Below are 23,247 nucleotides of genomic sequence, written 5' to 3'. Positions count from 1 at the left end.
CTCGTGCAGCCGGGCGCGATGCGCCGCGATCAACGCGTCCGAGCGGCGCGGCGCGCAATCCGCATCGGCATGCCGCCGTCCGGCCGGAGCGTGACGTGCAGCAACGGCCGGGGCGGCGTGTCGCGCACCGGGGTCAGCCGGTAACGGGCGATCAGCGTGGCGAGGATCGCGGTCGCTTCCAGCAGGGCGAAGCCCATGCCGATGCAGATACGGGGCCCGGCGCCGAAGGGGATGTAGGCATAGCGATGGCGCGCCTTCACAGCCTCCGGCCCGAAGCGATCCGGATCGAAGTCATAGGGATCTGTCCACAGCGCCTCGTGATGATGAATGGCGAAGACCGGCAAGATCACCGTCGTGCCCGCCGGCACCACTTCCGCGCCAATGGTCAGGTCGGCCACCGCCAGGCGCATGAGCACTGAAGCGGGCGGATAGAGGCGCATCGCCTCCTGCACCACTTGCCGCGTGTAGACGAGGCGCTCGATGTGCTCCGGTCCGACGCCTTGCGGGGCCACCGCGGCGATCTCGGCAAGCACCTTCGCCTCGACCTCGGGATGCCGGCTCAGCAGATAGAAGCTCCAGCTCAGGGTGAGCGACGTGGTCTCGTGGCCGGCGGCGATGAAGGTGAGGAGGTTGTCGACGATGTCGCCGTCCTCCATCCGCTGGCCGGTCTCGGGGTCGGATGCAGCCAGGAGCAGGCCGGTGAGGTCGCTGCCCGATGCGCCGCTGTCGCGCCGCGCCGTGATGGCCTGCTGGAGCGCGCCGCGCAGGTAGCTGCCGGAGCGCCGGGCCCGGCGACGGCCGGGATAGGGCATCCACGACGGGGCTCTGAGCAGCGCCATGGCGACGGCCCAGCCGCTGGTGCGCAGATAGGCGGTGATGCTTTCGGCGACGCGGTCGACGTCCATGTCCGGCGCGCCCGCGAGCATGGTCTGGATGATGATGTCGAAGGTGGTACGCATCATCGCGTGCAGGACGTCGATCTGGCGCCCCTCCGCGTCGGCCCATTCGTCGTGCGTACGCCCGGCGGCGGCGACGATGGCCGGCAGGAAGGTCTGAACATTCTCGTGGCGGAAGACGGGCGAGGCGAGTCGGCGCTGCCAGCGCCAATGGGCGCCATCGGCGGTCAGGATGCCGCGACCCAACGCGGGGCCGAGGGCGCGCTTGGTGGCAGGGTCCTTGTGGAAGGCGTCGGCCTTCTCGACCATCACCTCCCGGATCAGGTCGGGATCCATCACGAACAGGGTCGGGTGGCCCATGGTGCGGGTCCGAACCATGGGGGCGCTGTAGACCTCCTCCGGCCAGCCCTCGAGCGGATTGCGCAGGACGTAGCGCAGGGTGGTGAGCTTGCTGCGCCGCTCGGCCGGGACGACGGCCTTGATCGTCGCGTGGGGCGGGGGTGCGTTCATCCAATGTCCATCGACCGCTCACGCCCTGCGACGGGGCTGATGCCGCCGCAACTTGCCGGTGCACGCCCGGCGGCGAAATGTCGTGCCGAAAGGATCGAAGCGCAACCGATCATGTCCTTGCAGACAAAACTTGCCACTCGCCCGCGGCGAACGCGGCGCCCTACCGCTCCTTGAACGCTGCGCGGGGCGAGAGCATTGCTGGTGCGGTTCGTGCGGGCGGCGTGAATCGCGCCGGCTTGGTTGCGTGGCCGCACCGCTCTTCGATCGGGACGGAACACAAAGGTACGACGATGATGGCGGGGTATCTGGCGTTGGTCGTGGCTGCCCTGTTTGCGGGCGCTGCCCTCTACATCAACGTTGCCGAGCAGCCGGCGCGGCTGGCCCTCGGCGATCCCGCCATGCTCATCCAATGGCAACGCTCCTACGAGCGGGCCGCCCTCATGCAGGCGAGCCTGGCAATTGTGGGCTTCCTCCTTGGAGCCTCGGCGGCGTGGCAGACGGGGAACCCGGCCTTTCTGGTCGGCGGGCTGGTCCTCCTCGCCAACTGGCCCTACACGCTCTCCGCCATCATGCCGACGAACAGCCGGCTGAAAGCCACCGATCCGGCCGATGCCGGGCCTGAGACGCGCAAGTTGGTGCAAGCCTGGGGCCGCCTGCATGCCGGCCGCAGCGCCCTGGGGCTCGCCGCGACCGTCATCCTGCTGTGGGCGGCCTTGCCGTGAAAGCCTATTCTGCCGCCTGCTTCGGGGCGTAGCCGAGCCGCTGGCGCAGATCCTGGATCAGCTTTTCGGCCGCATCGGCAATGACCGTGCCGGGCGGGAAGATCGCGGCAGCGCCGGCCTTGTAGAGCGCATCGAAATCCTGCGGCGGGATCACGCCGCCGACGACGATCATGATGTCGGGGCCGCCCTGCTCGGCGAGCGCTGCCTTGAGCTCAGGCACCAGCGACAGGTGGCCGGCCGCGAGCGAAGAGACGCCGACGATGTGGACGTCGTTCTCGATGGCCTGGCGCGCCGCCTCTGCGGGGGTGGCGAACAACGGGCCGATGTCGACGTCGAAGCCCAGGTCGGCGAAGGCCGAGGCGATCACCTTCTGGCCGCGGTCGTGGCCGTCCTGCCCCATCTTGGCGACGAGGATGCGCGGCCGACGGCCGTCCTCCTCGGCGAAGGTATCGACCAGGGCGAGAACGCGCTTCACGGTGTCGCTCATGCCGCCTGCCTCCCGCTTGTAGACGCCGGAGATCGAGCGGATCTCCGCCTGGTGACGGCCCCAGACCTGCTCGAGGGCTGCCGAGATCTCGCCGACGGTCGCCTTGTGGCGAGCGGCGTCGATGGCAAGGCCGAGCAGATTGCCCTCGCCGGTCTCGGCCGACTTGGTCAGCGCCGCCAGGGCCTGCTCCACCGCCTTGGGGTCGCGCTCGGCGCGCAGGCGCTCCAGCTTCTCGATCTGGCGCGTGCGGACGGCCGAGTTGTCGACCTTGAGCACGTCGATGGGCGTCTCGCCGTTCGGCTTGAACTTGTTGACGCCGATTACCGACTGGGCGCCGGAGTCGATGCGCGCCTGGGTCTTGGCCGCCGCTTCCTCGATGCGCAGCTTGGGGATGCCGGCCTCGATGGCCTTGGCCATGCCGCCCAGCTTCTCCACCTCCTCGATGTGTGCCCAGGCCTTCTTGGCGAGCTCGGCGGTGAGCCGCTCGACGTAATAGGAGCCGCCCCACGGGTCGATGATGCGCGGAGTGCCGCTCTCCTGCTGAAGGAACAACTGGGTGTTGCGGGCGATGCGGGCGGAGAAGTCGGTCGGCAGCGCCAGCGCTTCGTCGAGGGCGTTGGTGTGCAGCGACTGGGTGTGGCCCTGCGTCGCCGCCATGGCCTCCAGGCAGGTGCGGGACACGTTGTTGAACACGTCCTGGGCGGTGAGCGACCAGCCGGAGGTCTGCGAGTGGGTGCGCAGCGGCAGCGACTTGTCGCTCTTGGGATTGAAGTCCTTCACCAGGCGCGCCCACAGCAGGCGGGCGGCGCGCATCTTGGCGACTTCCATGAAGAAGTTCATGCCGATCGCCCAGAAGAACGACAGGCGGGGGGCGAACTGGTCGATGGTCAGCCCGGCGGCGAGGCCGGCGCGGATGTACTCGACGCCGTCGGCCAGCGTGTAGGCGAGCTCCAGGTCCTGCGTCGCTCCCGCCTCCTGCATGTGATAGCCGGAGATCGAGATCGAGTTGTATTTCGGCATGTGAGCGGAGGTGAAGGCGAAGATGTCGCCGATGATCCGCATCGAGGGCGTGGGCGGGTAGATATAGGTGTTCCGCACCATGAACTCTTTGAGGATATCGTTCTGGATCGTGCCGGCGAGTTTTTCCGGCGGCACGCCCTGCTCCTCGGCGGCGGCGACGTAGAGGGCCAGCACCGGCAGCACGGCACCGTTCATGGTCATCGACACGCTCATCTGGTCGAGCGGGATGCCGCTGAACAGCGTGCGCATGTCGTAGATGGAATCGATCGCCACGCCCGCCATGCCGACGTCGCCGGAGACGCGCGGGTGGTCGCTGTCGTAGCCGCGATGGGTGGCGAGGTCGAAGGCGACCGACAGGCCCTTCTGGCCGGCGGCCAGGTTGCGCCGGTAGAAGGCGTTGGAGTCCTCGGCCGTGGAGAACCCGGCGTACTGGCGCACCGTCCACGGCTGGTTGACGTACATGGTGGGGTAGGGGCCGCGGACGTAGGGCGGCAGGCCGGGCAAGGTGTCGACGAAGGCGAGGCCGTCGCGGTCGGCCGCCGTGTACACCGACTTGACGTCGATGCCCTCCGGCGTCGTCCACGCCTCGCCCGACGCCGCCGGCGCGGGCAGGTGCGGCGCCTTGTAGGCCAAGGCGGTAAAGTCAGGGATGCGGGTCATCGGCCGGCCACCACTCTTAAATACTCATTCAACTTAGCCCTGATCCCGGGCCGCCTTCAATGTATCGCGGCGAAACGGGCGACGTCGCCGTCGCCCCTCTCTCACGCGTGCTCCATCGCCTCGGTCAGCGTCGCGACCAGATCGGCGCCGGCGTAGACGAAGCGCGTCACGCCCGCATCCTTGAGCGCGGCCTCCAGGTCGCCGGGCCGCCCTGCCAGATAGATCTCGCCAGCGCCGGCCGCCTTCAAGGCCCCCACCGCCTCGACGGCGGACGCCGCATAGACGTCATCGGACGAGCACAGGCACGCGATGCGCGCCCCGGAGGCTTTGAAGGCCTCGGCCATGGCCTCGTTCGACGGGAAGCCGTCGTTGGAGAGAGCCTCGATGCCGCCCGCCTCGAAGAAGTTCTTGGCGAAGGTGGCGCGTGCGGTGAAGGCGGCGATCGGCCCGAGATTGGCCAGGAATACCTTCGGGCGGCTGCCGCTCGCGGCGAGCTTGGCGTCGGCGGCGTCGCGTAGTGCTTCGAACGCCTCGCCGTCGCGATGGCTGGCCAGTGCGGCGAACACGGGAGTGGCGACGCGGGCGAAGCCTTCCGGCATTGCGGCACCGGCGCGCGCCTGGGCGATGAGATCGGGGAACGGGCCGGAGGGCGCGATGCGCTCGGCGTGCGGCGTGGCATTGGCCTGCGCCGGCGTCAACACCTCGACCGCCGCCTCGTGGACGTTGGGAAACTCGCTGGTGCCGGTGATCTGCACCTTGCGCTGCGCGATCGCCTTCTGGCGGGCCGCGCGAACTTGGGCGATGCCCGACTGGACCTGCCCGGAGCCCAGCGCCGCGACGATGCCGCCCGTCTTTTCGATCGTCTGGAAGGCATCCCAGGCGCGGTGCGCGAGCTCGTCGGTAAGGGTCTCGATGCCGCCGGCGCCGGCGGCCGGGTCGGCCACCCGCCACAGGTTGGCTTCCTCGAGCAGGATCAGCTGCGTGTTGCGGGCCATGCGGCGGGCAAAGCCGTCGGCGAGGCCGAGCGCGGCGGTGAGCGGCAGCACGGTGACCGAATCGGCGCCGCCGAGGCCGGCGGCGAAGGCGGCGACCGTCACCCGCAGCATGTTGACCCAGGGATCGCGCCGCGTCGTCATCCGCCAGGAGGTCTCCGCGGCGAGGCCGAGCGGCCGCGGCGCCAGCCCGCAGGCTTCCTCGACGCGGGCCCAGAGCAGACGCATGGCGCGGAACTTCGCCATGGTCATGAACTGGTCGTCGTCCGCGGCCAGCAGCACGGAGAGCGCGTCCCGGGCCGCCTCGAGCGACTGGCCGCGCGCCTCCAGCGCCCGCAGATAGTGAACGCCGGTCGCCAGCGCGAAGGCCAGTTCGTCGACCTGCGAGCCGCCGGCCTCGTGCACGGCGCGTGCATCCACACGGACCAGCGAGCGCTTGAAGCCGCGGGCGGCCAGGTCCCGCACCGTCTCGCCGAGCCTGTCGAGCAGCCCGTCGACCGGCAGCGGGCTCACGCCCGTGCGCACCATGTCGCCCACTGGATCGAGGCCGAAGTCGATGGACACCGCGTCGGGTGCCAGTTTGCGCGCATCGACGAGGGCGGCGAGCAGGGCGGCGACATGGCGGCCCATGAACGGTGCGGTCTCGACCCGCAGATGCACCAGATCGAGCATGACGCCGTCGAGCGTGGCGGTCAGATCCGCGAGGGTCTCGATGCGCACGCCGCCGCCGTGCGCCGCCGGCGCCCCGGCCAGGATGAGAGCAAGACCGCTCGCCCCGCCCTCGAGGTCGGCCAGGGCGTAGCGGTTGGCATCGCCCGGCGCGGGATGATCGACGCGCTGGATGGTGGTCCACGGCCCGTCGCCGGCGCGGACCGCCCGCGCCGTGTCGCCCTCGGCCTTGGGGTAGAGGGGCTGGATGGCGATGCCCTCGTAGGTCTGGGCGACCAGCTTCTTGGCGAAGTCTCCGCCCTTCAGGACCTTGTCGACCAGTTGACGCCAGTCGGCGTCCGTATAGGCCGGGAATGCGGGGGCGAGGCTGGTATCGTCCATGGCGCGGCGCGACCTTCACCGAGAGGGCGTGGGCGGGACAGGTGCTGAGCCTTTCCCTCGCGGGTCTTAGAGCATGTGCCGCGCGACCGTCAATTTCGGCGCCAGGAGGTCGTCGCAAGTGCTGTGCGCCGCGTTGCTTGCCGGCAGCCGCAAGATGCCACGATCTGCGTATGCTTCAAACGCTTGCTTGACAGTCTGATGCGCCGCCTGTGCTGATCGCGCCCCGCCATGGCCGTGCCGCCGGGCCCTCCCGGCCGGGCGCCCGCTTGTCTGGCCGCGCCCCCCGCCATCGCCTATAAGGGCGGTAGCGGGCGCGACTGCTTGGGCGCATGCGGGACCTGCCGCGACGCCGCGCTGCGGAGCGCTGCCGGTTTCGCGATTCGAACGGAGGAATCAGTTACATGGCCAACGACGGCTTCGTCCTGATCGGCGTGAGCACGGGTGAGGATCCGGAGCCCCAGGAACTGATGTTGCGTCTCGCCAACCGCCACGGGCTGGTTGCGGGAGCCACGGGCACCGGCAAGACGGTGACCCTGCAAGTGTTGGCCGAAGGGCTTTCGGCGGCCGGTGTCAGCGTCTTCGCCTCGGACATCAAGGGCGACCTGTCCGGCATCTCGCAGCTCGGAGATGGCAAGCCGGCTTTCGTCAACCGGGCCAAGGAGCTGGGTTTCGACTACAAGGCCGATCGCTTTCCGGTGATCTTCTGGGACCTGTTCGGCGAGCAGGGGCACCGCGTGCGAGCCACCATCTCGGAGATGGGGCCGTTGCTGCTGGCGCGCCTGCTCGAGCTCAACGACACGCAGGAGGGCGTGCTCAACATCGTCTTCCGCGTCGCCGACGAGCAGGGGCTGCTGCTGCTCGATCTGAAGGACCTGCGCGCCATCCTCACCTTCGTGTCCGACAACGCCAAGGACATCACGGCCAAGTACGGCAACGTCTCGAAACTGTCGATCGGCACCATTCAGCGCCGCCTGCTCGTGCTCGAAAATCAGAAGGGCGATGAGTTCTTCGGCGAGCCGGCGCTCGACATCAACGATCTGCTGCACGTCGACGCCAGCGGCCGCGGCATCGTCAACATCCTCGCTGCCGACAAGCTGATGGACAATCCGCGTCTCTACGCGACGTTCCTGCTGTGGCTGCTGTCGTCGCTGTTCGAGGCCCTGCCGGAGGTGGGCGACCCGGACAAGCCCAAGCTCGTCTTCTTTTTCGACGAGGCCCATCTGCTGTTCGACGGTGCGCCCAAAGCGCTGCTCGATTCCGTCGAGCGCGTGGTGCGGCTGATCCGCTCCAAGGGCGTCGGCGTCTATTTCGTGACGCAGAATCCGCTCGACGTGCCGGATTCGGTGCTCGGCCAGCTCGGCAACCGCGCGCAGCACGCACTGCGTGCCTTCACCCCGCGCGATCAGAAAGCCGTCCGGGCCGCGGCCGATACGTTTCGGCAAAATCCCACCTTCAACGCCGCCCGGGTGATCACCGAGCTCAGCGTCGGCGAGGCGCTGGTGTCGGTGCTCGAGGACAAAGGTACTCCGTCGATCGTGCAGCGCACGCTGGTGGCGCCGCCTGCCGCGCGGGTCGGGCCGATCACCGCGCAGGAGCGCCAGGCCCTCATCGACACGAGCCCCTTCAAGAGCAAATACGCCAACGTCATCGACCGGGAGTCCGCCTTCGAGCTCCTGCAGAAGCGGACCGAGGCCAGCGTGCCCGACGAGGCGCCGCCCGCGCAATCCGGTCTCGGCGGCATCCTCGGCTCCGTCGTCGATGATCTCATGGGCGGTGGCGGATCGGGCAAGGGCAGGCGCCGCGGCTCGCAGACCTTGTCCGAGCGCGTCATCGGCAATGTCGCGTCGTCGGCGGCGCGCACCATCGGCACCCAGATCGGCCGGGCGATCCTGCGCGGCGTCCTCGGCTCGATGTCACGCCAGTAGCGCCCGGGCCGTCGTTCTCAGTCCCCCTTCCACCGTCCGTCGAGAGGTTTCCATGTCCGAGCTCGATGCCGTCCTCGCCCGGATCGACGCAGATCTCGACCCATCCCTCGAACGGCTGTTCGACTGGCTGCGGATCCCGTCGGTGTCGGCGGATCCCGCCCATGCGGGGGACTGCCGCCGCGCCGCGGAATGGCTCGCGCGCGACATTTCAGGTCTCGGCTTCACCGCCGGCCTGGAGGAGACGGCAGGGCATCCGATCGTGCTTGGCCGCGCGCCGGCGCCGGGCAAGCCCCGGGTGCTGTTCTACGGCCACTACGACGTGCAGCCGGCCGATCCGGTGGAGCTGTGGGAGACGCCGGCCTTCGAGCCTCGCGTGGCGACGCTGGCCGACGGCCGCAAGGCGATCGTGGCGCGCGGTGCCTGCGACGACAAGGGCCAGGTGATGACCTTCGTCGAGGCGTGCCGCGCCTTCAAGGCGGTCACCGGCTCGCTGCCGGTCGACGTGACGCTGCTGGTCGAGGGCGAGGAGGAGGTGGGCTCCCGCCATATGCCCGGTTTCGTCGAGAGCCGTCGCGATGAACTGGAGGCCGACGTGGCGCTGGTCTGTGATACCAGCATGTGGGATCCGCGCACGCCGGCCATCACCGTATCGCTCAGGGGGCTGGTCTACGAGGAGGTCACCGTCAAGGCGGCGGACCGGGATCTTCACTCCGGACTGTTCGGCGGTGCCGCGCAGAACCCGATCCGCGTGCTCGCCGCCATCATCGCTGCGCTGCACGACCCGCAAGGGCGCGTGACCTTGCCGGGGTTCTACGACGGCGTGCCAGAGCCGCCGGCCGACGTCGTGGAGCAATGGCGGGGGCTCGGCCTCACGGCGGAGACCTTTCTGGGGCCCGTCGGGCTGTCGGTGCCGGCCGGCGAGCGCGACCGCATGGTCATCGAGCAGATCCAGTCACGCCCGACCTGCGACGTCAACGGCATCTTCGGCGGCTACACCGGCCCCGGCGCCAAGACGGTGATCGCGGCGCAGGCGACGGCCAAGCTCTCCTTCCGACTCGTTGGCGCCCAGGATCCCGATCGCATCCGCGCCTCCTTCCGCGCCTTCGTGCGCGATCGCCTGCCGGCCGATTGCGAGGCCGAGTTCGGCGCCTTCTCCTCGTCCCCGGCGGTGGCGCTGCCCTACACCATGCCCGCCCTCAAGCGGGCGCAGCAGGCGCTCACCGACGAATGGGGGCGGGAGGCGCTCGCCATCGGCTCGGGGGGCTCGATCCCGATCGTCGGCGATTTCAAGCGGACGCTCGGCCTCGATACGCTGCTGGTGGGCTTCGGCCTCGATGACGACCGCATCCACTCGCCCAACGAAAAGTACGACCTGACGAGCTTCCACAAGGGCACGCGCAGCTGGGCGCGCATCCTGGCGGCCCTGGCGCAGGCCTAGAGCGCTCCCTGATCGGGTGGAACCACCCGATCAAGGAGAAGTGCCCTGGATTCAAAGACTTGGAGCATTTCTAACCGATCAGATGGTTCCATCTGATCGGTTAGAAATGCTTGAGTGCCTGCCGAGATCGGGAATTTCGCCCCGATTCGCAGCCGATGCGGGTGCCGCCCCTGCGCGACGGCGCGAATCGATCTAATGCTCGTTCGATCGAGGTGCTGGGGGCAGGGCCGATGCGAAGCTGGCGAATTCTGTGGGTCGGAGCAATGCTGCTCTGCGCGCCCGTCGCGGCCTGGGGGCAGACCACGAATGTGCAGGACGACCCGATCACCCAGCAGATCCTTGCGCTGCGCGAGAAGATCCGTACGGCCATCGCTCGCAAGGATCGCGCCGCGCTCGAGGCGCTGTACGATGACCGCTTCAACCACATCCGCGAGAATGGCCGCACGGACCTGAAGCGCGAGCGCATCGATCTGCTGTTGTCGGGCCAAGATGGGATCGAGATCGCGCCTGACGACCAGATGCTGATCCAGGCCTACGGCCCCGACACGGTGGTGCTGAGCGGCGTCAGCCCGATCAAGGACCGCAGGAACGGCAAGTCCGCGCAGTTCCAGTGGCTCACGGTGTATGTGAAGACCGACGGCGCCTGGAAAGTGGCGGTCAGCCAAGCCAACCGCGTGCCGAAGCCGCGGTAACGTCTGCTTACTGTTGCGTGCCGCTGATGCTTGAGCGCGTTCCGATCGGGTGAACTCACCGATCTGAACGCGCGCTTTCGGATCCGTCGTCCTGGGGCATTTTCGGTCCGACCGGATGATTGCATCTGATCGGGACATGTCCTTGCCGCCGCTCGCCGCTCAGCGCAGGCCGCGCCAGCCGACGCCCGTAAGCTTCAGCCCCGCAACGCTCAGCCCGCCGTAGACGACGAGCCCGGCAAGGGCCAGCACGGCCAGGTGCGCCTCCGCCTGCCAGGCGGGGAGCGTTGCCGCCCAGCCTGCGGCGATCGGATCGAGCAGCACGGTCGTGACGATCAGGGCGGCGGCGGCCACCGCGATGCAGGCGACGGTCCGGAGGAAGACGGGGGTGGTGCTCATCCAGTCGCGGCGCGTGGCCAACACGATGAGCAGCGCGACATTGACCCAGGCGCCGACAGCCGTCGCGGCGGCCAGCCCGGGCGCGCCCCAGTCCTGCGCCAGCACGATCTTCAGCGCGACGTTGACGGCCACCGCGGTGAGCGAGGCGATGAGCGGCGTGGTGGTGTCGTGGCGGGCATAGAAGCTCGCCACCGCCGAGCGGATCAGCACGATCGCGGGCAGTCCGATGGCGTAAGCGGCGAGCACGGCGCCGGAGGCGGCGGCATCCGCGGCGGTGAAGGCGCCACGTCCGAAGAGGGCCTGCATGATCAGCGTCGGCACCGTCAGGAACGCCACGGCGAACGGCGCGGCGAGCAGCAGGGTCAGCGCCATCGAGCGGTTCTGTGCGCCGTGCGCGCCGCTAACGTCGTGGAGCGCCAGCTTGCGGCTCATCTCCGGCAGTAGCACCGTACCGGCGGCGATGCCGACCACGCCCACGGGCAGCTGGTAGAGGCGATCGGCGTAGTAGATCGACGATACGGCGCCGGTGGGCAGGAGGGAGGCGATGATCGTGTCGGCGAACATGGCGATCTGCACGCCGGCCGAGCCGACGACCGCCGGCCCGAGCACCTTGAAGAAGCGGCGCATGTCGTCGTCCCACGCGAGCCTGCGCCAGCGGGGGCCGATGCCGGCCCGGCGCGCGTCAGCGACGACCAGGGCGAGCTGCAGCAGGCCGGAGATGGTGACTCCCCACGCGACCGCGTGGCCGGCGGTGGGGAACAGGAAGGCGACCGCGAGCGCCGCCACCATGGCGACGTTGAGCAGGATGGGTGCGGCCGCTGCGGCCGCGAAGCGGTCGACGGCGTTGAGCTCCCCCGAGATCAGCGTGACCAGCGTGATGAACAGCAGGTAGGGGAAGGTGATCCGGGTCAGCGTGACGGCGAGTTCGAACTTCTGCGGCTCGGCCACGAAGCCGGGCGCCAGCAGCTCGACCAGCTGCGGCATGAAGATCCAGGCCAGCACGAGGAGGACGGCCTGCAGCGCCACCATCGCCGTCCACAGCCGATCGGAGAACAGGCGGGCGGCTTCGCTCCCCCGGGTCTCGTGGATGCGTGAATAGGCCGGGACGAAGGCGGCGTTGAGCGCGCCCTCGCCGAAGATGGCGCGGAAGTGGTTCGGCAGCTTGAAGGCCACAACGAAGGCGTCGGCCACCGGGCCGATGCCCATGACGGCGGCCATCATCACGTCGCGGACGAAGCCGGTGAGCCGCGAGAGCAGCGTGAAGCCGCCGACCGACAGGATCTTGCGGAGCATCAGCGGCTGTTGGACAGGGGATGGTCGGCAGGATGGGGAGGAGCCGGCGGTTCGCCCGAGCCCATGTCGGCTTGGATCCGCGGCTCCAGCGATTCAGCCAGAATGTACAGGGGGCGGCCTTTCACCTCGGCGAAGATGCGCCCGATATACTCGCCGATCACGCCGAGGGACAGCAACTGGATGCCCGAAAAGAACATGATCGACACGATCAGCGACGGATAGCCCGGCAGATCGGTGCCGAACAACATTGTCCTGATCAGGAAGAAGGCCGCCGACGCGATCGACGCGGCCGAGATGATGAGGCCGAAGTAGGTCGACACCCGCAGGGGCGCGGTCGAAAACGAGGTGATCCCGTCGAGGGCGAAATGCACCAGGCGCCGCAGGTTGAATTTCGACGAGCCGCTCTCGCGCTCGGCAACGGTGTAGGGCACGCCGACGGACGAGAAGCCGACCCAGGCATAGAGGCCCTTGGAGAAGCGCGCGCGCTCGCCCATGGTCCCCAAGGCATCGGCAGCCGCCCGGTCGATGAGGCGGAAGTCTCCGGCGCCGACCGGCAACGTCACCTCGCCCAGGGCGCTGAACAGCCGGTAGAAGGCGCGGGCCAGCCAGCGCCGCGCCGGCGCATCGGCAGCGCGGTCGCTCCGCTCGGCAAAGACCATCTGGTAACCCTCGTGCCATTTGGCGACGAAGTCCGCGATCAGTTCGGGCGGGTGCTGCAGGTCCGCGTCCATCAGCACGACGGCGCGGCCGCGGGCATGCTCCAGGCCGGCGGCAATGGCGATCTCTTTGCCGAAGTTGCGGCTGAACGACAGCAGGCCGATGCGCGGATCGGCGGCGCGCTCCGCCCTGATGGCGACGACCGTCTCGTCGCGGCTGCCGTCGTTGACGAAGATGATCTCATAGTGCGCTGCCAGGCGCTCGAGCACCGGGCGCAGGCGTGCCAGCAGCGGCGCGATGTTGCTCTGCTCATTGTAGACCGGAACCACCACCGAGAGCTCGACGTCCGGCCGCGTGCGGCTCTCGCCGGCCGCGCGCGCGGCGGCGACCGATCTCAAGGGGGGCGTGGGTTTGAACTGGGACATGTCGGGTCCGCTCCCGGGTGCCTGCATCGGCCGCAACAAAAGCCCGCTCGAGGTCCACCCGCAGGGTGGAAAGCCTATCTCAGCGCCGCCGCCGCGAATACGACCGCGGAATTGCGGCGTGGCCGCGCCGGGCCTGCGATGTCAACATGAGGATGCGTTCCCCGGCATCCAAGCTTGCGGATGGACATGCCTGCCCTCAAACCCTTCATCCTTTGCGCCGACGATTACGCACTCACCGATGGCGTCAGCCGCGGGATTTTGGAGCTTGCCGCCGCCGGGCGCCTCGGAGCGACCAGCGCGATGACCAACCGGCCTCAATGGCGGCGTCTGGCGCCCGCGCTCGGCGCTCTCGGTCGGCCGCTCAGCGTGGGCCTGCACCTCAACCTGACGTTGGGCGAGCCGCTGACGCGGGCGCCGAGCCTTGCCGCGGCTGGCCGCTTCCGGCCCCTCGGCGAGATCGTGCGCCGGGCCTTCGCCGGCCGACTCGTGGCGGCGGAGCTGCGGGCCGAGATCGCGGCGCAATTGGATGCTTTCGGCGAGGGCCTCGGCCGCATGCCCGACTACGTGGACGGACATCAGCACGTGCATGTGCTGCCGGGCGTGCGCGAGCAACTGCTCGCCGTCCTTGGCGGAGAGGGGCTTGCCGGCCGCCTGTGGATCCGCGACCCCGGCGACATGCCGGCGGCGATTCTCGCCCGGCGCCATTGCACACGCAAGGCGCTGCTGCTCCGTCTGTTCGCCCACGGTTTCGCCGCTGCGGCCCGGCGATCGGGGTTCGCCACCAACGCGGGGTTCGCCGGCTTCAGCCGCTTCGCAGCGGCCGGCGACTATGCGGGGGAGTTCGCGACCTACCTGATCGCTCCGGGCCAGCGGCACCTGGTGATGTGCCATCCCGGCTACGTCGACGACGAACTGCGCGGCCTCGACCCAGCGGTCGAATCGCGGCCGCGCGAACTCATGTTCCTGGTTTCCCGTGACCTCGAGGAGGTGTGCGAGGCGGCGCGGATGCGCCTCGCACGGGATTGGCACTGACGGGAAGCCGGCCGATCAAGCCTCGTTGAAGAGTTTCTCGACGTGCTCCCAGTTCACCAGGTTGTCGATGAACGCCTTCAGATAGTCGGCTCGGCGATTGCGATAGTCGATGTAGTAGGAATGCTCCCACACGTCGACGCCGAGGATCGGCTTGGCGCCATGGACCAGCGGGTTCTCGCCGTTCGGCGTCTTCATGATCTCGAGTTTGCCGTTCTTGACGGCGAGCCACGCCCAGCCGGAGCCGAACTGGCCGACGCCGGCCTGAATGAAGTCTTCCTTGAATTTATCGACGGAGCCGAGATCGGCGATGATCTTCTTCTCCAGCGCGCCCGGAACGGCGCCGCCGCCGTTGGGCTTCATCCACTGCCAGAAATGGAGGTGGTTATAGTGTTGGCCGGCGTTGTTGAAGAGCGGCTGGTTCTTGCCGAAGGCAGCCTTGACGACCTCTTCGACGCTCTTGCCTTCCAGATCGGTACCGGCGAGCAGCTTGTTGCCGGTGTCCACGTAAGCCTTGTGGTGCTTGTCGTGGTGGTACTCCAGCGTCTCCTTCGACATGTGGGGCAGGAGGGCGTCATAGGCGTAGGGCAGGTCGGGCAGCGTGAAGGTCATGGCTTCCTTCCTTGGGTTCCGCAGGTCCGATGGCGCCGATGCGACGCCCGGATGCCAGGCTAGTTAAGGCCCGGCCGCGATGGCGGCAAGCCATAGCGCGACGGCAAGCGCTCGGTTCATCTGGCCACATGCCCCAATGGCATATATCAAGAGTCCTGAGACTTATGTTGCGTGCGCATCCGCGCCTCACACTCCCTGAGGCCCCGCTATGGTGAACGTGCTGTTTGTCCTTGCCCTGGCGCTGGTCGGCGGCGGGTTTTACTCGATCTATTGGGGCATTCCCCTGATCGTGATGGAACGCGGCTGGACCTGGATCATCGCGGGCAGCATGTTCGCCTCGTCCGGCTTCATCGTCTTCGCTCTCGCGCTGATCGTGCGGGCGTTGCACCGGCTGCCCGACCATCTCGAGGCGGCTCACCCGGAACTGGTGCCGGACGTCGAGGCGGTCGCTGCGGCAGCGCCACGCACCGCGCTCCGGCCGGCGCTGCCGGACCTGCCGGGGCAGGCCCCCAAGGCTCCGTCCGTGCCACCCCTCGTGCCTCTCAAGGACGATGAGGCCGACGGGGTGAGCAAGCCGGCTGGCGAGAAGGCCCCGGAGCGGGCAGTCCCGGTGCGGGCTGAGCGCGATACCCCGATCGTGCCCCCGGCCGGCCGCGATGGAGCGGTCGAGCCGCTCGATGAGCGTGATACCCGGATCACGGTCTCCGAAACCATGGCGCCACCGCCGCGGGTCCCCCTGCCGCTCGGGTCCCGGCCGGCCCAGCCAGATGAAGCGGCCCGAACGAGCCGCATCGGCGCGCTGTTCGGCCGCGTGCGCGATCGGGCGGCGCCCCCGGTGCCGCCGATCCTCCCCGAGCCCGCCGAGGCCACCGCCGACGTGCCGATTCGCACCGAGCGGCCCGGGCCGCTGCGCCCCGAGCGGCCGGACCCGCTTCGCCCCGAGCCGGCCGAGCCGCCACGCCCCGAGTGGCCCGAACGGCCGGAGCCGCTCCGTGCCGAGCGACCGGAGCCGCGACCGCCTGCCCCAGAGCCTGCCGAAGAGCCTCTCGAAGAGGCTCTCGATGAGCCTGTCGATGAGCCGGCCTCGACGCCCGCATCCGAGGCCGCCCAGGCTGCGTCCCCCACGGTGGTCGGCACCTATACCGCCGGAAGCACGCTGTATGTGATGTACTCGGATGGTTCGATCGAGGCCGAGACTGCGACCGGCGTCCTGCGCTTCGCGTCACTCGACGCGCTCAAGGAGCATGTGTCGAAAGGCGAGATGAGCTGAGCCCGGCAGCTTTCGGCGCGTCACGACTTCCTGCCGTCCACGGCCAGTTTGACCGCCAGCCCGACGAGGACCGTGCCCATCAGCCAGCGTTGGACGAGTTGCCACGTCGGCCTCCCCGCCAGCATCGTGGCGACCGAACCCGCCAGCAGGGCGATGAGCGCGTTCACTGAGATGCTGACGGCGATCTGGACCGAGCCCAGAACCAGGGACTGGGCCAGCACCTCGCCGCGCCCAGGGTCGATGAACTGGGGCAGCAAAGAGAGATACATCACTGCGATTTTCGGATTGAGCAGGTTCGTCAGGAAGCCCATGGCGAAAAGCTTGCGGGCGCTGTCCTTCGGTAGGCTCCGCACCTGAAAGGGCGAACGACCGCCCGGCCGCAGGGCCTGCCAGCCGAGGTAGAGCAGATAGAGCGCCCCGCCGACGCGCAGTGCATCGTAGGTGTAGGGCACGGCCATGAGCAGCGCGGTAATGCCGAACGCGGCGCACACCATGTAGACGACGAAGCCCAGGGCAACGCCCGCGAGCGAGACCAGCCCGGCCATGGGGCCCTGGCTGATGGAGCGCGACACGAGATAGATCATGTTCGGCCCGGGGGTCAGCACAAACCCCAAGGCGAGCAAGGCGAACGCGAACAGATGCTCGATGTCGGGCATGGCCTGACGGCTCCGGCTGAGGCTCGCTCCACTATACCCGGAGCATTTCTTTGGCGTTCGGGTGATTTGCCCGAGCGCCAAGGGCTTTAGTCGAAACCAGCCACGGCCTGCAGGGCGAAGGCGTAGATCAGCGCCGTCTCCTTCAGGCTGTCGAAGCGGCCGGCGGCGCCGCCGTGGCCCGCATCCATGTTGGTGTGGAGCAGAATCGGTCCGCCCCCCGTCATGGTCGCACGCAGCTTGGCCACCCATTTTGCGGGTTCCCAATAGGTGACGCGCGGATCGGTGAGGCCGCCCAGCGCCAGGATCGGCGGGTAGTCCTGCGGGCGGATGCAATCGTAGGGCGAATAGGATTGGATGAAGTCGAAGTCGGCGCGGCTTTCGCCCGGATTGCCCCATTCGGGCCATTCGGGCGGGGTCAGCGGCAGCTCGCCGTCAAGCATGGTGTTGAGCACGTCGACGAAGGGCACGTCCGCAACGATGCCGGCAAAGAGCGCCGGCGCCATGTTGGCGACGGCGCCCATCAGCATGCCGCCGGCGCTGCCACCATGGGCCACGATGCGGCCCCGCCCGGTGAAGCCTTCCGCCACCAGGTGCTCGCACACGGCAACGAAGTCGCTGAAGGTGTTGGGTTTCTTGTGCCGTTTGCCGTCCAGATACCAGGCCCATCCCTTCTCGGTGCCGCCGCGGACGTGGGCGATCGCATAGATGAAGCCGCGGTCGACGAGCGAGAGCGGATTGGTGCGGAACGACGCCGACATGGCGCTGCCGTAGGCGCCGTAGCCGTAGACGAGCGCCGGCGCCGTGCCGTCGAGTGGGGTGCCGCGCCGATAGAGCAGGGAGACCGGTACGAGTGCCCCGTCGGGGGCCGGTGCCAGCAGGCGCCGCGTTACGTAGGCGGCCGGGTCGTGCCCCGACGGCACCTCCTGCTGCTTCAGCAGCGTCCGCGTCCGCGTGGCCATGTCGTAGGCGTAGGTCGTCGCCGGGGTGGTCAGCGAGGCGTAGATGAAGCGGACCACATCCGTATCGTACTCGAGGCCGCCATCCAGGCCGAGTGCGTAGGCCTCCTCGTCGAAGGCGATGGCGTGCTCTTCGCCGGTCGCGAAGGTGCGCACGACGATGCGCGGACGGGCGTCCTGCCGCTCCATCCGCACCAGGTGCCGGGCGAAGGCGATGTGGGAGAGGATCATGACGCCGGCACGGTAGGGCACCAGATCGCTCCAGCTGTCGCGCCCAGGGCTGGCGACCGGCGCTTCCACCAGCTTGAAGTCCTCGGCGCCGTCGGCGTTGGTCGAGATGATCAGGCGGTCGCCGTGGTGCTCCACGTCGTACATCACCTGGCCCTGGCGCGGCGCCACCAGCACGGGCCTGGCCTGCGGATCGTCGAGCTCCACCAGCCAGGATTCCGAGGTCTCGTGGTCGCCCGCGGCGATGACCAGGAAGCGGCTCGACTGAGTCGAGTCGATATTCACGAACCAGCCAGGGTCCGCCTCCGCATAGATCAGGTCGTCTTGCGCCTGCGGTGCGCCCACGCGGTGGCGGAACACGCGGCTGGGACGGTGGTTGTCGTCGTTCATGACGTAGTAGAAGGCGTCTCCCGCGGCGGTCCAGACGATGTCGCCGGTCGTGTCATCGACGGTATCGCCCAGATCCCGGTCCGGCAGGTCGCGGATCCGGATGCGGTAGTACTCCGATCCCCGCTCGTCGACGCTGTAGGCGATGCGGGCATGGTCATGGGTATGGGTCACACCGCCCAGATCGAAGAACGGCTTGCCGCTGGACAAGGCTTCGGCATCGAGCAGTACCTCCTCGATGCCGCCGTCCCGCGGGGTTCGGCAGACGAGCGGATGCTCGGCGCCGGCATTGTAGCGCTCATAATAGGCAAACGGGCCGTCCGGCTCTGGCACGGAGGATTCGTCCTCCTTCATCCGTCCGCGCATCTCCTTGATGAGCTTGGCGCGGAGCGCCTTCGCGGGTGCCATGACCGCGGCGCAATAGGCGTTCTCGGCCTCCAGATGGGTGCGGATCGGGGCCGGCAGCGCGCCCGGATCCTTCAGCACCTGTGCCCAATTGTCCGCCCGCAGCCAGCCGAACTCGTCGGTGAGCCGTTCGCCATGCACGAGACGCGTGGTCGGCTGCGGCGAAGCCTTGGGCGGGAGTGCGGCCGGCTCGGGGGAGGGCGCTGTCATGGCGTGTACCTGATGGGGGAGAGGCGAAGTGGGCGAGCGGCCCGGCATCCCGGTCAAACAGATGATGCGGAGGCGGGTGGCTCCGGAGCGCTCACGCCGGCGCGGCGGCGGAGTGCGACAGGGCGGTGGCGGCGTCGTGCTTGATCCGGTCGACCATCGAACGCAGCCCGTTGGAGCGCTGGGGGGTCAGATGTCCGGCGAGGCCCAGCTTGGCGAACAGACCCTGGGTGTCCGCCGTGACGATGTCGCGCGCGGGGCGGCCGGAGAGAAACGCGAGCGTCACCGCGATGAGCCCCCTCACGATATGGGCGTCGCTATCGCCCCTGAACGTCAGGTGCGGCCCGTCCGGGGTCGCCGCGACCTGGCTGTCGAGCCAGACTTGGCTTGCGCAGCCGCGGACCTTGTTGGCGTCCGAGCGCGCCTCGTCGGGCAGGGGCTCCAGCGTCCGGCCGAGCTCGATCAGGTAACGGTAGCGGTCTTCCCACTCGTCGAGGAAGGCGAAGTCATCGAGAATCGTATCGATCGAAGCAGGCATGAAACATCGGTCCAAAAGGGGCTGCCATCAACCTAAGCCCTTCGGCCGGCGTTTTCGAGATCAGCGATCTGGGTCGGTCGCGAGCGCCGCCGGCCGCTCGGCCGGCGGACCGGCCTCGGTCTTCGCGGACAGCAGGCGCGCCGCCAGCAAGGTGGCGACCCGGGAAAGCTCGGTGGCGCCGGCCTCGCCGATGCTGGCGAGCTGCGACCAATCGATGGTCCTGGCGGCGGCGTCGGCGCTCGCCGCTGCCGCGGCGAGGTCCTTCATCGACCGGGTTGCCATGGCCTGCGGCTCGGAAGGGCTCGGCGGCGCTTTGGTGTCGACATGCAGCGGCGACAGCGCATAGACGACGCCGATGCCGATCAGGCACTTCACGAGATGGCGCATGGCCGCGTCCTTCGTTGGGCGCACGAGAATGGTCGGCATCCCCGCCGGCTGGTGCCTGCGGCGTCGTGCGCCGCCGGGCCAGCCGGCGCCGCACGCGCCAGTGTCGCGCCAAGGCTTTAGCATTGCGTAAAGACGCTTCTGCCAATGTCGCGGGACGGGTGACGGAGCCGACGGGACTGCGTGCAGTGGGGGCGATTCTTGCCGGAACGAACGACGCTCATGAAGACAGCTAGAGCGCTCGGCCGTGCTGTCGGTCGCGTGATACCGCGCGTGCGGCCGGCCAAGGCCGCCGCGCCGCAACAGGCCGCCACCATGGAGCCGGCGCTGCCGTCCGATGTGATCGCCACCCTCGGGCACGAGCTGCGCACGCCGCTCGCAGCCTTGCTCGGCTACGCGGAACTGCTCCAGGCCGACGGCGATATGGACCAGGCGCAGCGGCGCGCCTATGCCTCCGCCTGCTACGTTGCCGCCAGGCATCTGGACGAACTGGTCAAGGCCGTGGTCGACGAAGGCGCCCGCGGTCTCTCGAGCCCAGGGCTCGACCGCCAGCCGGTCGACCTGTCGACGGTGCTGGCGGAGTGCTGCGAACTCGTGCGGCTCGACGCGGAGAGACGAGGGGTGATGCTGCACGCGCCGAGTGGTGCACCGAGAATCGACGCCATCTGCAATGCCCGAGCCGTTCGGCAGATCGTGCTCAACCTGCTCGGCAATGCCATCAAGTTCACGCCGCCCGGTGGCGCCATCCGGGCGGCGACGACGACAGAGGGCGAACTGGCGGTGCTCACCATCGTCGACACCGGGGTGGGCATGGCCGGCTCGAGCGAGGCGGCCGGTCCGCATCCGGGGCAGGGACGTGGCCTGGGCCTCAGCCTCGTGCGTAGTCTTGCGCGACTGCACGGCGGTGAGCTCGCGATCCGCCCCGTCGATCCGGCCGGCACCCTGGTCCGTGTCACGCTGCCGCGGCAGCTGAGCCCGGACGAGGCGCCGATGGAGACTTTGCCCGAAACCGCCGCGGCTGCCGTTTCCTCCTCATCCAACTCCTACAGAATGGCTCTTTCTTGTGCGTGAAGCCCTCGCCCGCTCCCACCATGACGTTGTCGTCTACGATCGCCCTACGCCACGCGGGCGGAAGCCGGAAGCCAAGCGCAAGTCGGCCGCGCGACGCCTCCCGCGCCTGGGTCGCCTGCTGTTCAGCCTATGCGCCGTCGGTCTCGCCGGCGGCGTGATTGCCAACGCGCTCCTGATGCAGACCGGGCAACACCCGGCCCCGTTGTTCGCCCCGCAAGCCGCCGCGCCGGCCGTCGCGAGCCATAGCATGGGGGCGACGAGGGCCGTCGGTCGCGCCATCGGTCAGCCGAGCCAGCCTCCCAGCCTTGCGCCACTGGCCGACGAGACGGCGCCCCCACCCCCGCCCCCGGCTTCCAGCCGGAGCAGGGACATCATCGGCGACCTGATTCGCGGCGGCGGCGCGCCGAAGGTGCCGGCCGACGCGACACGCCCGGCTGCGGCGGGCATCGTCATGTCCGGTCAGCGCGCGTTGACGAAGCTGGGCTACGGTCCGCTCAAGGCCGACGGCGTCGCGGGCCCGGGCACCCGCACCGCGCTCGAGCGCTTCGAGAGGGACAAGGCCCTGCCGGTCACCGGCGAGTTCGGGCCGCGGACCATCAAGGCGCTTGCTTCCGCGGCCGGCATGGCGATCGAATAGGATGCCAGGCTTGCGCACTCCGCGATGGGCAAAAACCACCCATCGCGAAGCGCTCCGGATCTCAAAAAAGGGCTGATGGGCATGTCCGTGCCATTGGATGATGACATTCATTGGCACGGATGCGCCCGAGGCCGGGCGATGACTGTGCCGGGCAGGAACCCGCCATGAGGCTACGCGCCGACTTCTGGGTCGCCGCCTATATTCGCCGTTGCTACCTGGAAGGGGCGGCGGCGGTACTGCGTAAGCGTGGGGCCGAGGAGGCGGGGGCCATCTTCGTCAAGCTGGATAGGCTCGATGGCACGGTGGCGCTGTTCGGCCCGGCCCCGCAGAGCTGGACAATGGATCGGCCGGAGGAGCGGTTGTTCGCGCCCGTGCCGCTCGCCGCGTCGACGCCGCTGGAGGCCGAGGAGAGATTGGCTAAGGAGCGGGCCTTCGACCCGGATCTCTGGATCGTCGAGATCGAGGACCGCGACGGCCGCTGCTTTCTCGATCTGGTGGGCCCGCCGGCCTGAGGGGTGCCTATTCGGCCTCCGAGCCGTCCTCGCGTGTGCAGGTGACGCTGCTGACGGCGGCCTGCGCTTGCCTGAGCAGACTCGGGCGGGCGGCGACGGCGCGGACCACGAGGAGGCCCTTGGTCGATGGTGAAACCACACGGATCTCTCCGCCTGCCGTTTCCTCGTCCTCGTCGGCCTGGGCTTCGTCCAGCTGTGCCTGGGTCATGATGGCCAGGTCGATCTGGCCCCGCAGCGAGGCGCGGTCGGTCAGGCCGTAGAAGACGCCGCCGCCGCGCGCATGCAGCGAGAGGGTCTCGAGGAGACCGGAAGCAGGCGCAGTGACGTGGACGGGCCCCGCGGTCAGGTCGAAGGCGCAGACCGCGGTCGCCGCCGCCGGATCGGCATCGGGCAGGGCAGGCGCCGCCTTGCCCGCCGGCACCGCCGCGGCCACGAGCTCGGCGTGGCCGTTGCGGCCGGCGAGCGCAAAGCGCGAAAATGCATCCTTCTGCGCCAACGATGGCACGCGCAGCACGACAACGACGTGCACGATGGCGCCGAGAACGAGGCCGGCGACAGTGGCCAGAACGATGTCGGACAAGCGGATGCGCATGGCCGGCTCACTCACACGTCATTGTCGGCATTCCACCTTCTGGATTGACGGCAGCGATTTGACCTCCAGGGTGCGCGAGCTGATCGAGACGGGGCTGTCGTAGAGACGCAGCGTGAGCCGTACTGGGCCGTCGGCTGGCATGCGCAGCCAATTGCCCGGCACGGGTGCTCGGGACAGCGTGATGGTGGGGCGTCCGTCGGCGCCGCGCAGCACTTCGGCCCCGGTCAAGTGGGTGATGCCTTGCTCGTCGGCGATGGCCGCGCCGCCGAGATCGGTCAGCGTCAACGTCCACATGCGCGCCGCGGGGGAGTCGCCGGAGACCGAGTAGGTGCAGCCTGCCACGAGCGCGGCGCCCGAGTCGTCTTGATCGGCGACGAAGACATGCCCTTCGCCGGAGCCGAGCGGCAGCGCACCGCTGCGCGCTACGATGGCCCGCGCATAGGGATCGATCGGTTGCGAACCCATGCCGGGCCAACTCTTCCACGGGCCGACGCGGACCGCTCCGACCGGCGGCTCGCCCTTGAGGGCCCAGAGCGCCGAGCCGAAACCGACCGGAATCGCCACCGCCAACACGATGAACGTCATGGCGACAAGCCGCAC

Annotated in this window: 21 protein-coding genes; 9 read left to right on the top strand and 12 right to left on the bottom strand. The window is 69.0% G+C overall.

The features are described from left to right. Positions 1-29: 29 nt before the first annotated feature. Positions 30-1,406, bottom strand: coding sequence for a cytochrome P450 (locus IEW34_RS17465; RefSeq protein WP_188610499.1), 1,377 nt, complete (start codon positions 1,404-1,406; stop codon positions 30-32). Positions 1,407-1,699: 293 nt separating this feature from the next. On the opposite strand from IEW34_RS17465, the gene IEW34_RS17460 reads away from it, so the two are divergent. After that, the gene (locus tag IEW34_RS17460; protein WP_188610498.1) at positions 1,700-2,128 is read left to right on the top strand and encodes an anthrone oxygenase family protein; all 429 of its coding nucleotides are present in this window, start codon (positions 1,700-1,702) and stop codon (positions 2,126-2,128) included. 4 nt (positions 2,129-2,132) lie between these two features. Here the strand turns inward: IEW34_RS17460 and scpA are convergent, their stop codons facing one another. Beyond that, positions 2,133-4,295: a methylmalonyl-CoA mutase gene (scpA, locus tag IEW34_RS17455; protein ID WP_188610497.1), complete on the bottom strand. Its 2,163-nt coding sequence runs from the start codon at positions 4,293-4,295 to the stop codon at positions 2,133-2,135. Positions 4,296-4,396: 101 nt separating this feature from the next. Further along, complete coding sequence (locus IEW34_RS17450) at positions 4,397-6,337, bottom strand: methylmalonyl-CoA mutase family protein (protein WP_188610496.1); 1,941 nt, start codon at positions 6,335-6,337, stop codon at positions 4,397-4,399. 401 nt (positions 6,338-6,738) lie between these two features. Between IEW34_RS17450 and IEW34_RS17445 the strand changes: the two genes are divergently transcribed. From IEW34_RS17445 to IEW34_RS17435, 3 genes are all read left to right on the top strand, one after another. Then, complete coding sequence (locus IEW34_RS17445; protein WP_188610495.1) at positions 6,739-8,262, top strand: helicase HerA-like domain-containing protein; 1,524 nt, start codon at positions 6,739-6,741, stop codon at positions 8,260-8,262. A 52-nt stretch (positions 8,263-8,314) separates the two neighbouring features. Beyond that, on the top strand, positions 8,315-9,700 hold the full coding sequence (locus tag IEW34_RS17440) for a M20/M25/M40 family metallo-hydrolase (RefSeq protein WP_188610494.1): 1,386 nt from the start codon (positions 8,315-8,317) through the stop codon (positions 9,698-9,700). Positions 9,701-9,855: 155 nt separating this feature from the next. Continuing rightward, positions 9,856-10,392, top strand: coding sequence for a nuclear transport factor 2 family protein (locus IEW34_RS17435; RefSeq protein ID WP_188610493.1), 537 nt, complete (start codon positions 9,856-9,858; stop codon positions 10,390-10,392). Positions 10,393-10,551: 159 nt separating this feature from the next. Here the strand turns inward: IEW34_RS17435 and murJ are convergent, their stop codons facing one another. Both murJ and IEW34_RS17425 read right to left on the bottom strand, forming a co-directional pair. After that, positions 10,552-12,081 carry a murein biosynthesis integral membrane protein MurJ gene (murJ, locus tag IEW34_RS17430; RefSeq protein WP_188610492.1) on the bottom strand — a complete coding sequence of 510 codons (1,530 nt, stop codon included), beginning with the start codon at positions 12,079-12,081 and terminating at the stop codon, positions 10,552-10,554. Then, positions 12,081-13,163, bottom strand: coding sequence for a glycosyltransferase family 2 protein (locus IEW34_RS17425; protein WP_188610491.1), 1,083 nt, complete (start codon positions 13,161-13,163; stop codon positions 12,081-12,083). Before IEW34_RS17425 ends, murJ begins: the two co-directional genes overlap by 1 nt. Positions 13,164-13,349: 186 nt before the next feature. Here IEW34_RS17425 and IEW34_RS17420 point away from each other — a divergent pair, with 186 nt between their 5' ends. Further along, positions 13,350-14,195 carry a ChbG/HpnK family deacetylase gene (locus IEW34_RS17420; RefSeq protein WP_188610490.1) on the top strand — a complete coding sequence of 282 codons (846 nt, stop codon included), beginning with the start codon at positions 13,350-13,352 and terminating at the stop codon, positions 14,193-14,195. 15 nt (positions 14,196-14,210) lie between these two features. Here IEW34_RS17420 and IEW34_RS17415 read toward each other — a convergent pair whose 3' ends face one another. Next, positions 14,211-14,804 (bottom strand): superoxide dismutase, encoded by a 594-nt coding sequence (locus IEW34_RS17415; protein ID WP_188610489.1) that lies wholly within the window; start codon positions 14,802-14,804, stop codon positions 14,211-14,213. Positions 14,805-15,012: 208 nt separating this feature from the next. On the opposite strand from IEW34_RS17415, the gene IEW34_RS17410 reads away from it, so the two are divergent. Further along, a complete protein-coding gene (locus IEW34_RS17410) occupies positions 15,013-16,074 on the top strand; it encodes a hypothetical protein (protein ID WP_188610488.1) in 1,062 nt (353 codons plus the stop codon). A 20-nt stretch (positions 16,075-16,094) separates the two neighbouring features. Here IEW34_RS17410 and IEW34_RS17405 read toward each other — a convergent pair whose 3' ends face one another. The 4 genes from IEW34_RS17405 to IEW34_RS17390 all read right to left on the bottom strand — a co-directional run bounded on the left by IEW34_RS17405 (position 16,095) and on the right by IEW34_RS17390 (position 19,838). After that, positions 16,095-16,730 (bottom strand): LysE family translocator, encoded by a 636-nt coding sequence (locus IEW34_RS17405; protein ID WP_188610487.1) that lies wholly within the window; start codon positions 16,728-16,730, stop codon positions 16,095-16,097. Positions 16,731-16,816: 86 nt separating this feature from the next. Continuing rightward, positions 16,817-18,916 (bottom strand): S9 family peptidase, encoded by a 2,100-nt coding sequence (locus IEW34_RS17400; protein WP_188610486.1) that lies wholly within the window; start codon positions 18,914-18,916, stop codon positions 16,817-16,819. A gap of 91 nt (positions 18,917-19,007) precedes the next feature. Next, the gene (locus IEW34_RS17395) at positions 19,008-19,451 is read right to left on the bottom strand and encodes a SufE family protein (RefSeq protein ID WP_188610485.1); all 444 of its coding nucleotides are present in this window, start codon (positions 19,449-19,451) and stop codon (positions 19,008-19,010) included. 60 nt (positions 19,452-19,511) lie between these two features. Next, positions 19,512-19,838: a hypothetical protein gene (locus IEW34_RS17390; protein ID WP_188610484.1), complete on the bottom strand. Its 327-nt coding sequence runs from the start codon at positions 19,836-19,838 to the stop codon at positions 19,512-19,514. Positions 19,839-20,057: 219 nt separating this feature from the next. Here IEW34_RS17390 and IEW34_RS17385 point away from each other — a divergent pair, with 219 nt between their 5' ends. The 3 genes from IEW34_RS17385 to IEW34_RS17375 all read left to right on the top strand — a co-directional run bounded on the left by IEW34_RS17385 (position 20,058) and on the right by IEW34_RS17375 (position 22,055). Continuing rightward, positions 20,058-20,906: a sensor histidine kinase gene (locus IEW34_RS17385; protein WP_188610483.1), complete on the top strand. Its 849-nt coding sequence runs from the start codon at positions 20,058-20,060 to the stop codon at positions 20,904-20,906. Next, entirely contained in the window at positions 20,899-21,543 is a 645-nt protein-coding gene (locus IEW34_RS30310) for a peptidoglycan-binding domain-containing protein (RefSeq protein WP_210324524.1), read from the top strand. The genes IEW34_RS17385 and IEW34_RS30310 overlap by 8 nt, the downstream gene beginning before the upstream one ends. Positions 21,544-21,707: 164 nt before the next feature. Further along, complete coding sequence (locus IEW34_RS17375; RefSeq protein ID WP_188610481.1) at positions 21,708-22,055, top strand: DUF1491 family protein; 348 nt, start codon at positions 21,708-21,710, stop codon at positions 22,053-22,055. A 7-nt stretch (positions 22,056-22,062) separates the two neighbouring features. Here IEW34_RS17375 and IEW34_RS17370 read toward each other — a convergent pair whose 3' ends face one another. Both IEW34_RS17370 and IEW34_RS17365 read right to left on the bottom strand, forming a co-directional pair. Further along, complete coding sequence (locus tag IEW34_RS17370) at positions 22,063-22,647, bottom strand: hypothetical protein (RefSeq protein WP_188610480.1); 585 nt, start codon at positions 22,645-22,647, stop codon at positions 22,063-22,065. A gap of 18 nt (positions 22,648-22,665) precedes the next feature. Continuing rightward, a complete protein-coding gene (locus IEW34_RS17365; RefSeq protein ID WP_188610479.1) occupies positions 22,666-23,247 on the bottom strand; it encodes a DUF1214 domain-containing protein in 582 nt (193 codons plus the stop codon).

This window comes from Chelatococcus reniformis (genome assembly GCF_014640075.1).
In the GTDB taxonomy this organism is placed as follows: Bacteria; Pseudomonadota; Alphaproteobacteria; order Rhizobiales; family Beijerinckiaceae; genus Camelimonas; species Camelimonas reniformis.
This window is presented reverse-complemented; position numbering and strand designations above follow the sequence as displayed.

Excerpts from the sequence above, each read along its gene's own strand:
- IEW34_RS17415 (WP_188610489.1), bottom strand. The coding sequence starts at position 14,804 with ATGACCTTCACGCTGCCCGACCTGCCCTACGCCTATGACGCCCTCCTG.
- IEW34_RS17450 (WP_188610496.1), bottom strand. The coding sequence starts at position 6,337 with ATGGACGATACCAGCCTCGCCCCCGCATTCCCGGCCTATACGGACGCC.
- IEW34_RS17435 (WP_188610493.1), top strand. The coding sequence starts at position 9,856 with ATGCGGGTGCCGCCCCTGCGCGACGGCGCGAATCGATCTAATGCTCGT.
- IEW34_RS17395 (WP_188610485.1), bottom strand. The coding sequence starts at position 19,451 with ATGCCTGCTTCGATCGATACGATTCTCGATGACTTCGCCTTCCTCGAC.
- IEW34_RS17465 (WP_188610499.1), bottom strand. The coding sequence starts at position 1,406 with ATGAACGCACCCCCGCCCCACGCGACGATCAAGGCCGTCGTCCCGGCC.
- IEW34_RS17375 (WP_188610481.1), top strand. The coding sequence starts at position 21,708 with ATGAGGCTACGCGCCGACTTCTGGGTCGCCGCCTATATTCGCCGTTGC.
- IEW34_RS17440 (WP_188610494.1), top strand. The coding sequence starts at position 8,315 with ATGTCCGAGCTCGATGCCGTCCTCGCCCGGATCGACGCAGATCTCGAC.
- IEW34_RS17460 (WP_188610498.1), top strand. The coding sequence starts at position 1,700 with ATGGCGGGGTATCTGGCGTTGGTCGTGGCTGCCCTGTTTGCGGGCGCT.
- IEW34_RS17385 (WP_188610483.1), top strand. The coding sequence starts at position 20,058 with ATGAAGACAGCTAGAGCGCTCGGCCGTGCTGTCGGTCGCGTGATACCG.
- IEW34_RS17420 (WP_188610490.1), top strand. The coding sequence starts at position 13,350 with ATGCCTGCCCTCAAACCCTTCATCCTTTGCGCCGACGATTACGCACTC.
- IEW34_RS17400 (WP_188610486.1), bottom strand. The coding sequence starts at position 18,916 with ATGACAGCGCCCTCCCCCGAGCCGGCCGCACTCCCGCCCAAGGCTTCG.
- scpA (WP_188610497.1), bottom strand. The coding sequence starts at position 4,295 with ATGACCCGCATCCCTGACTTTACCGCCTTGGCCTACAAGGCGCCGCAC.
- IEW34_RS17370 (WP_188610480.1), bottom strand. The coding sequence starts at position 22,647 with ATGCGCATCCGCTTGTCCGACATCGTTCTGGCCACTGTCGCCGGCCTC.
- IEW34_RS17425 (WP_188610491.1), bottom strand. The coding sequence starts at position 13,163 with ATGTCCCAGTTCAAACCCACGCCCCCCTTGAGATCGGTCGCCGCCGCG.
- murJ (WP_188610492.1), bottom strand. The coding sequence starts at position 12,081 with ATGCTCCGCAAGATCCTGTCGGTCGGCGGCTTCACGCTGCTCTCGCGG.
- IEW34_RS17405 (WP_188610487.1), bottom strand. The coding sequence starts at position 16,730 with ATGCCCGACATCGAGCATCTGTTCGCGTTCGCCTTGCTCGCCTTGGGG.
- IEW34_RS17410 (WP_188610488.1), top strand. The coding sequence starts at position 15,013 with ATGGTGAACGTGCTGTTTGTCCTTGCCCTGGCGCTGGTCGGCGGCGGG.
- IEW34_RS17390 (WP_188610484.1), bottom strand. The coding sequence starts at position 19,838 with ATGCGCCATCTCGTGAAGTGCCTGATCGGCATCGGCGTCGTCTATGCG.
- IEW34_RS17445 (WP_188610495.1), top strand. The coding sequence starts at position 6,739 with ATGGCCAACGACGGCTTCGTCCTGATCGGCGTGAGCACGGGTGAGGAT.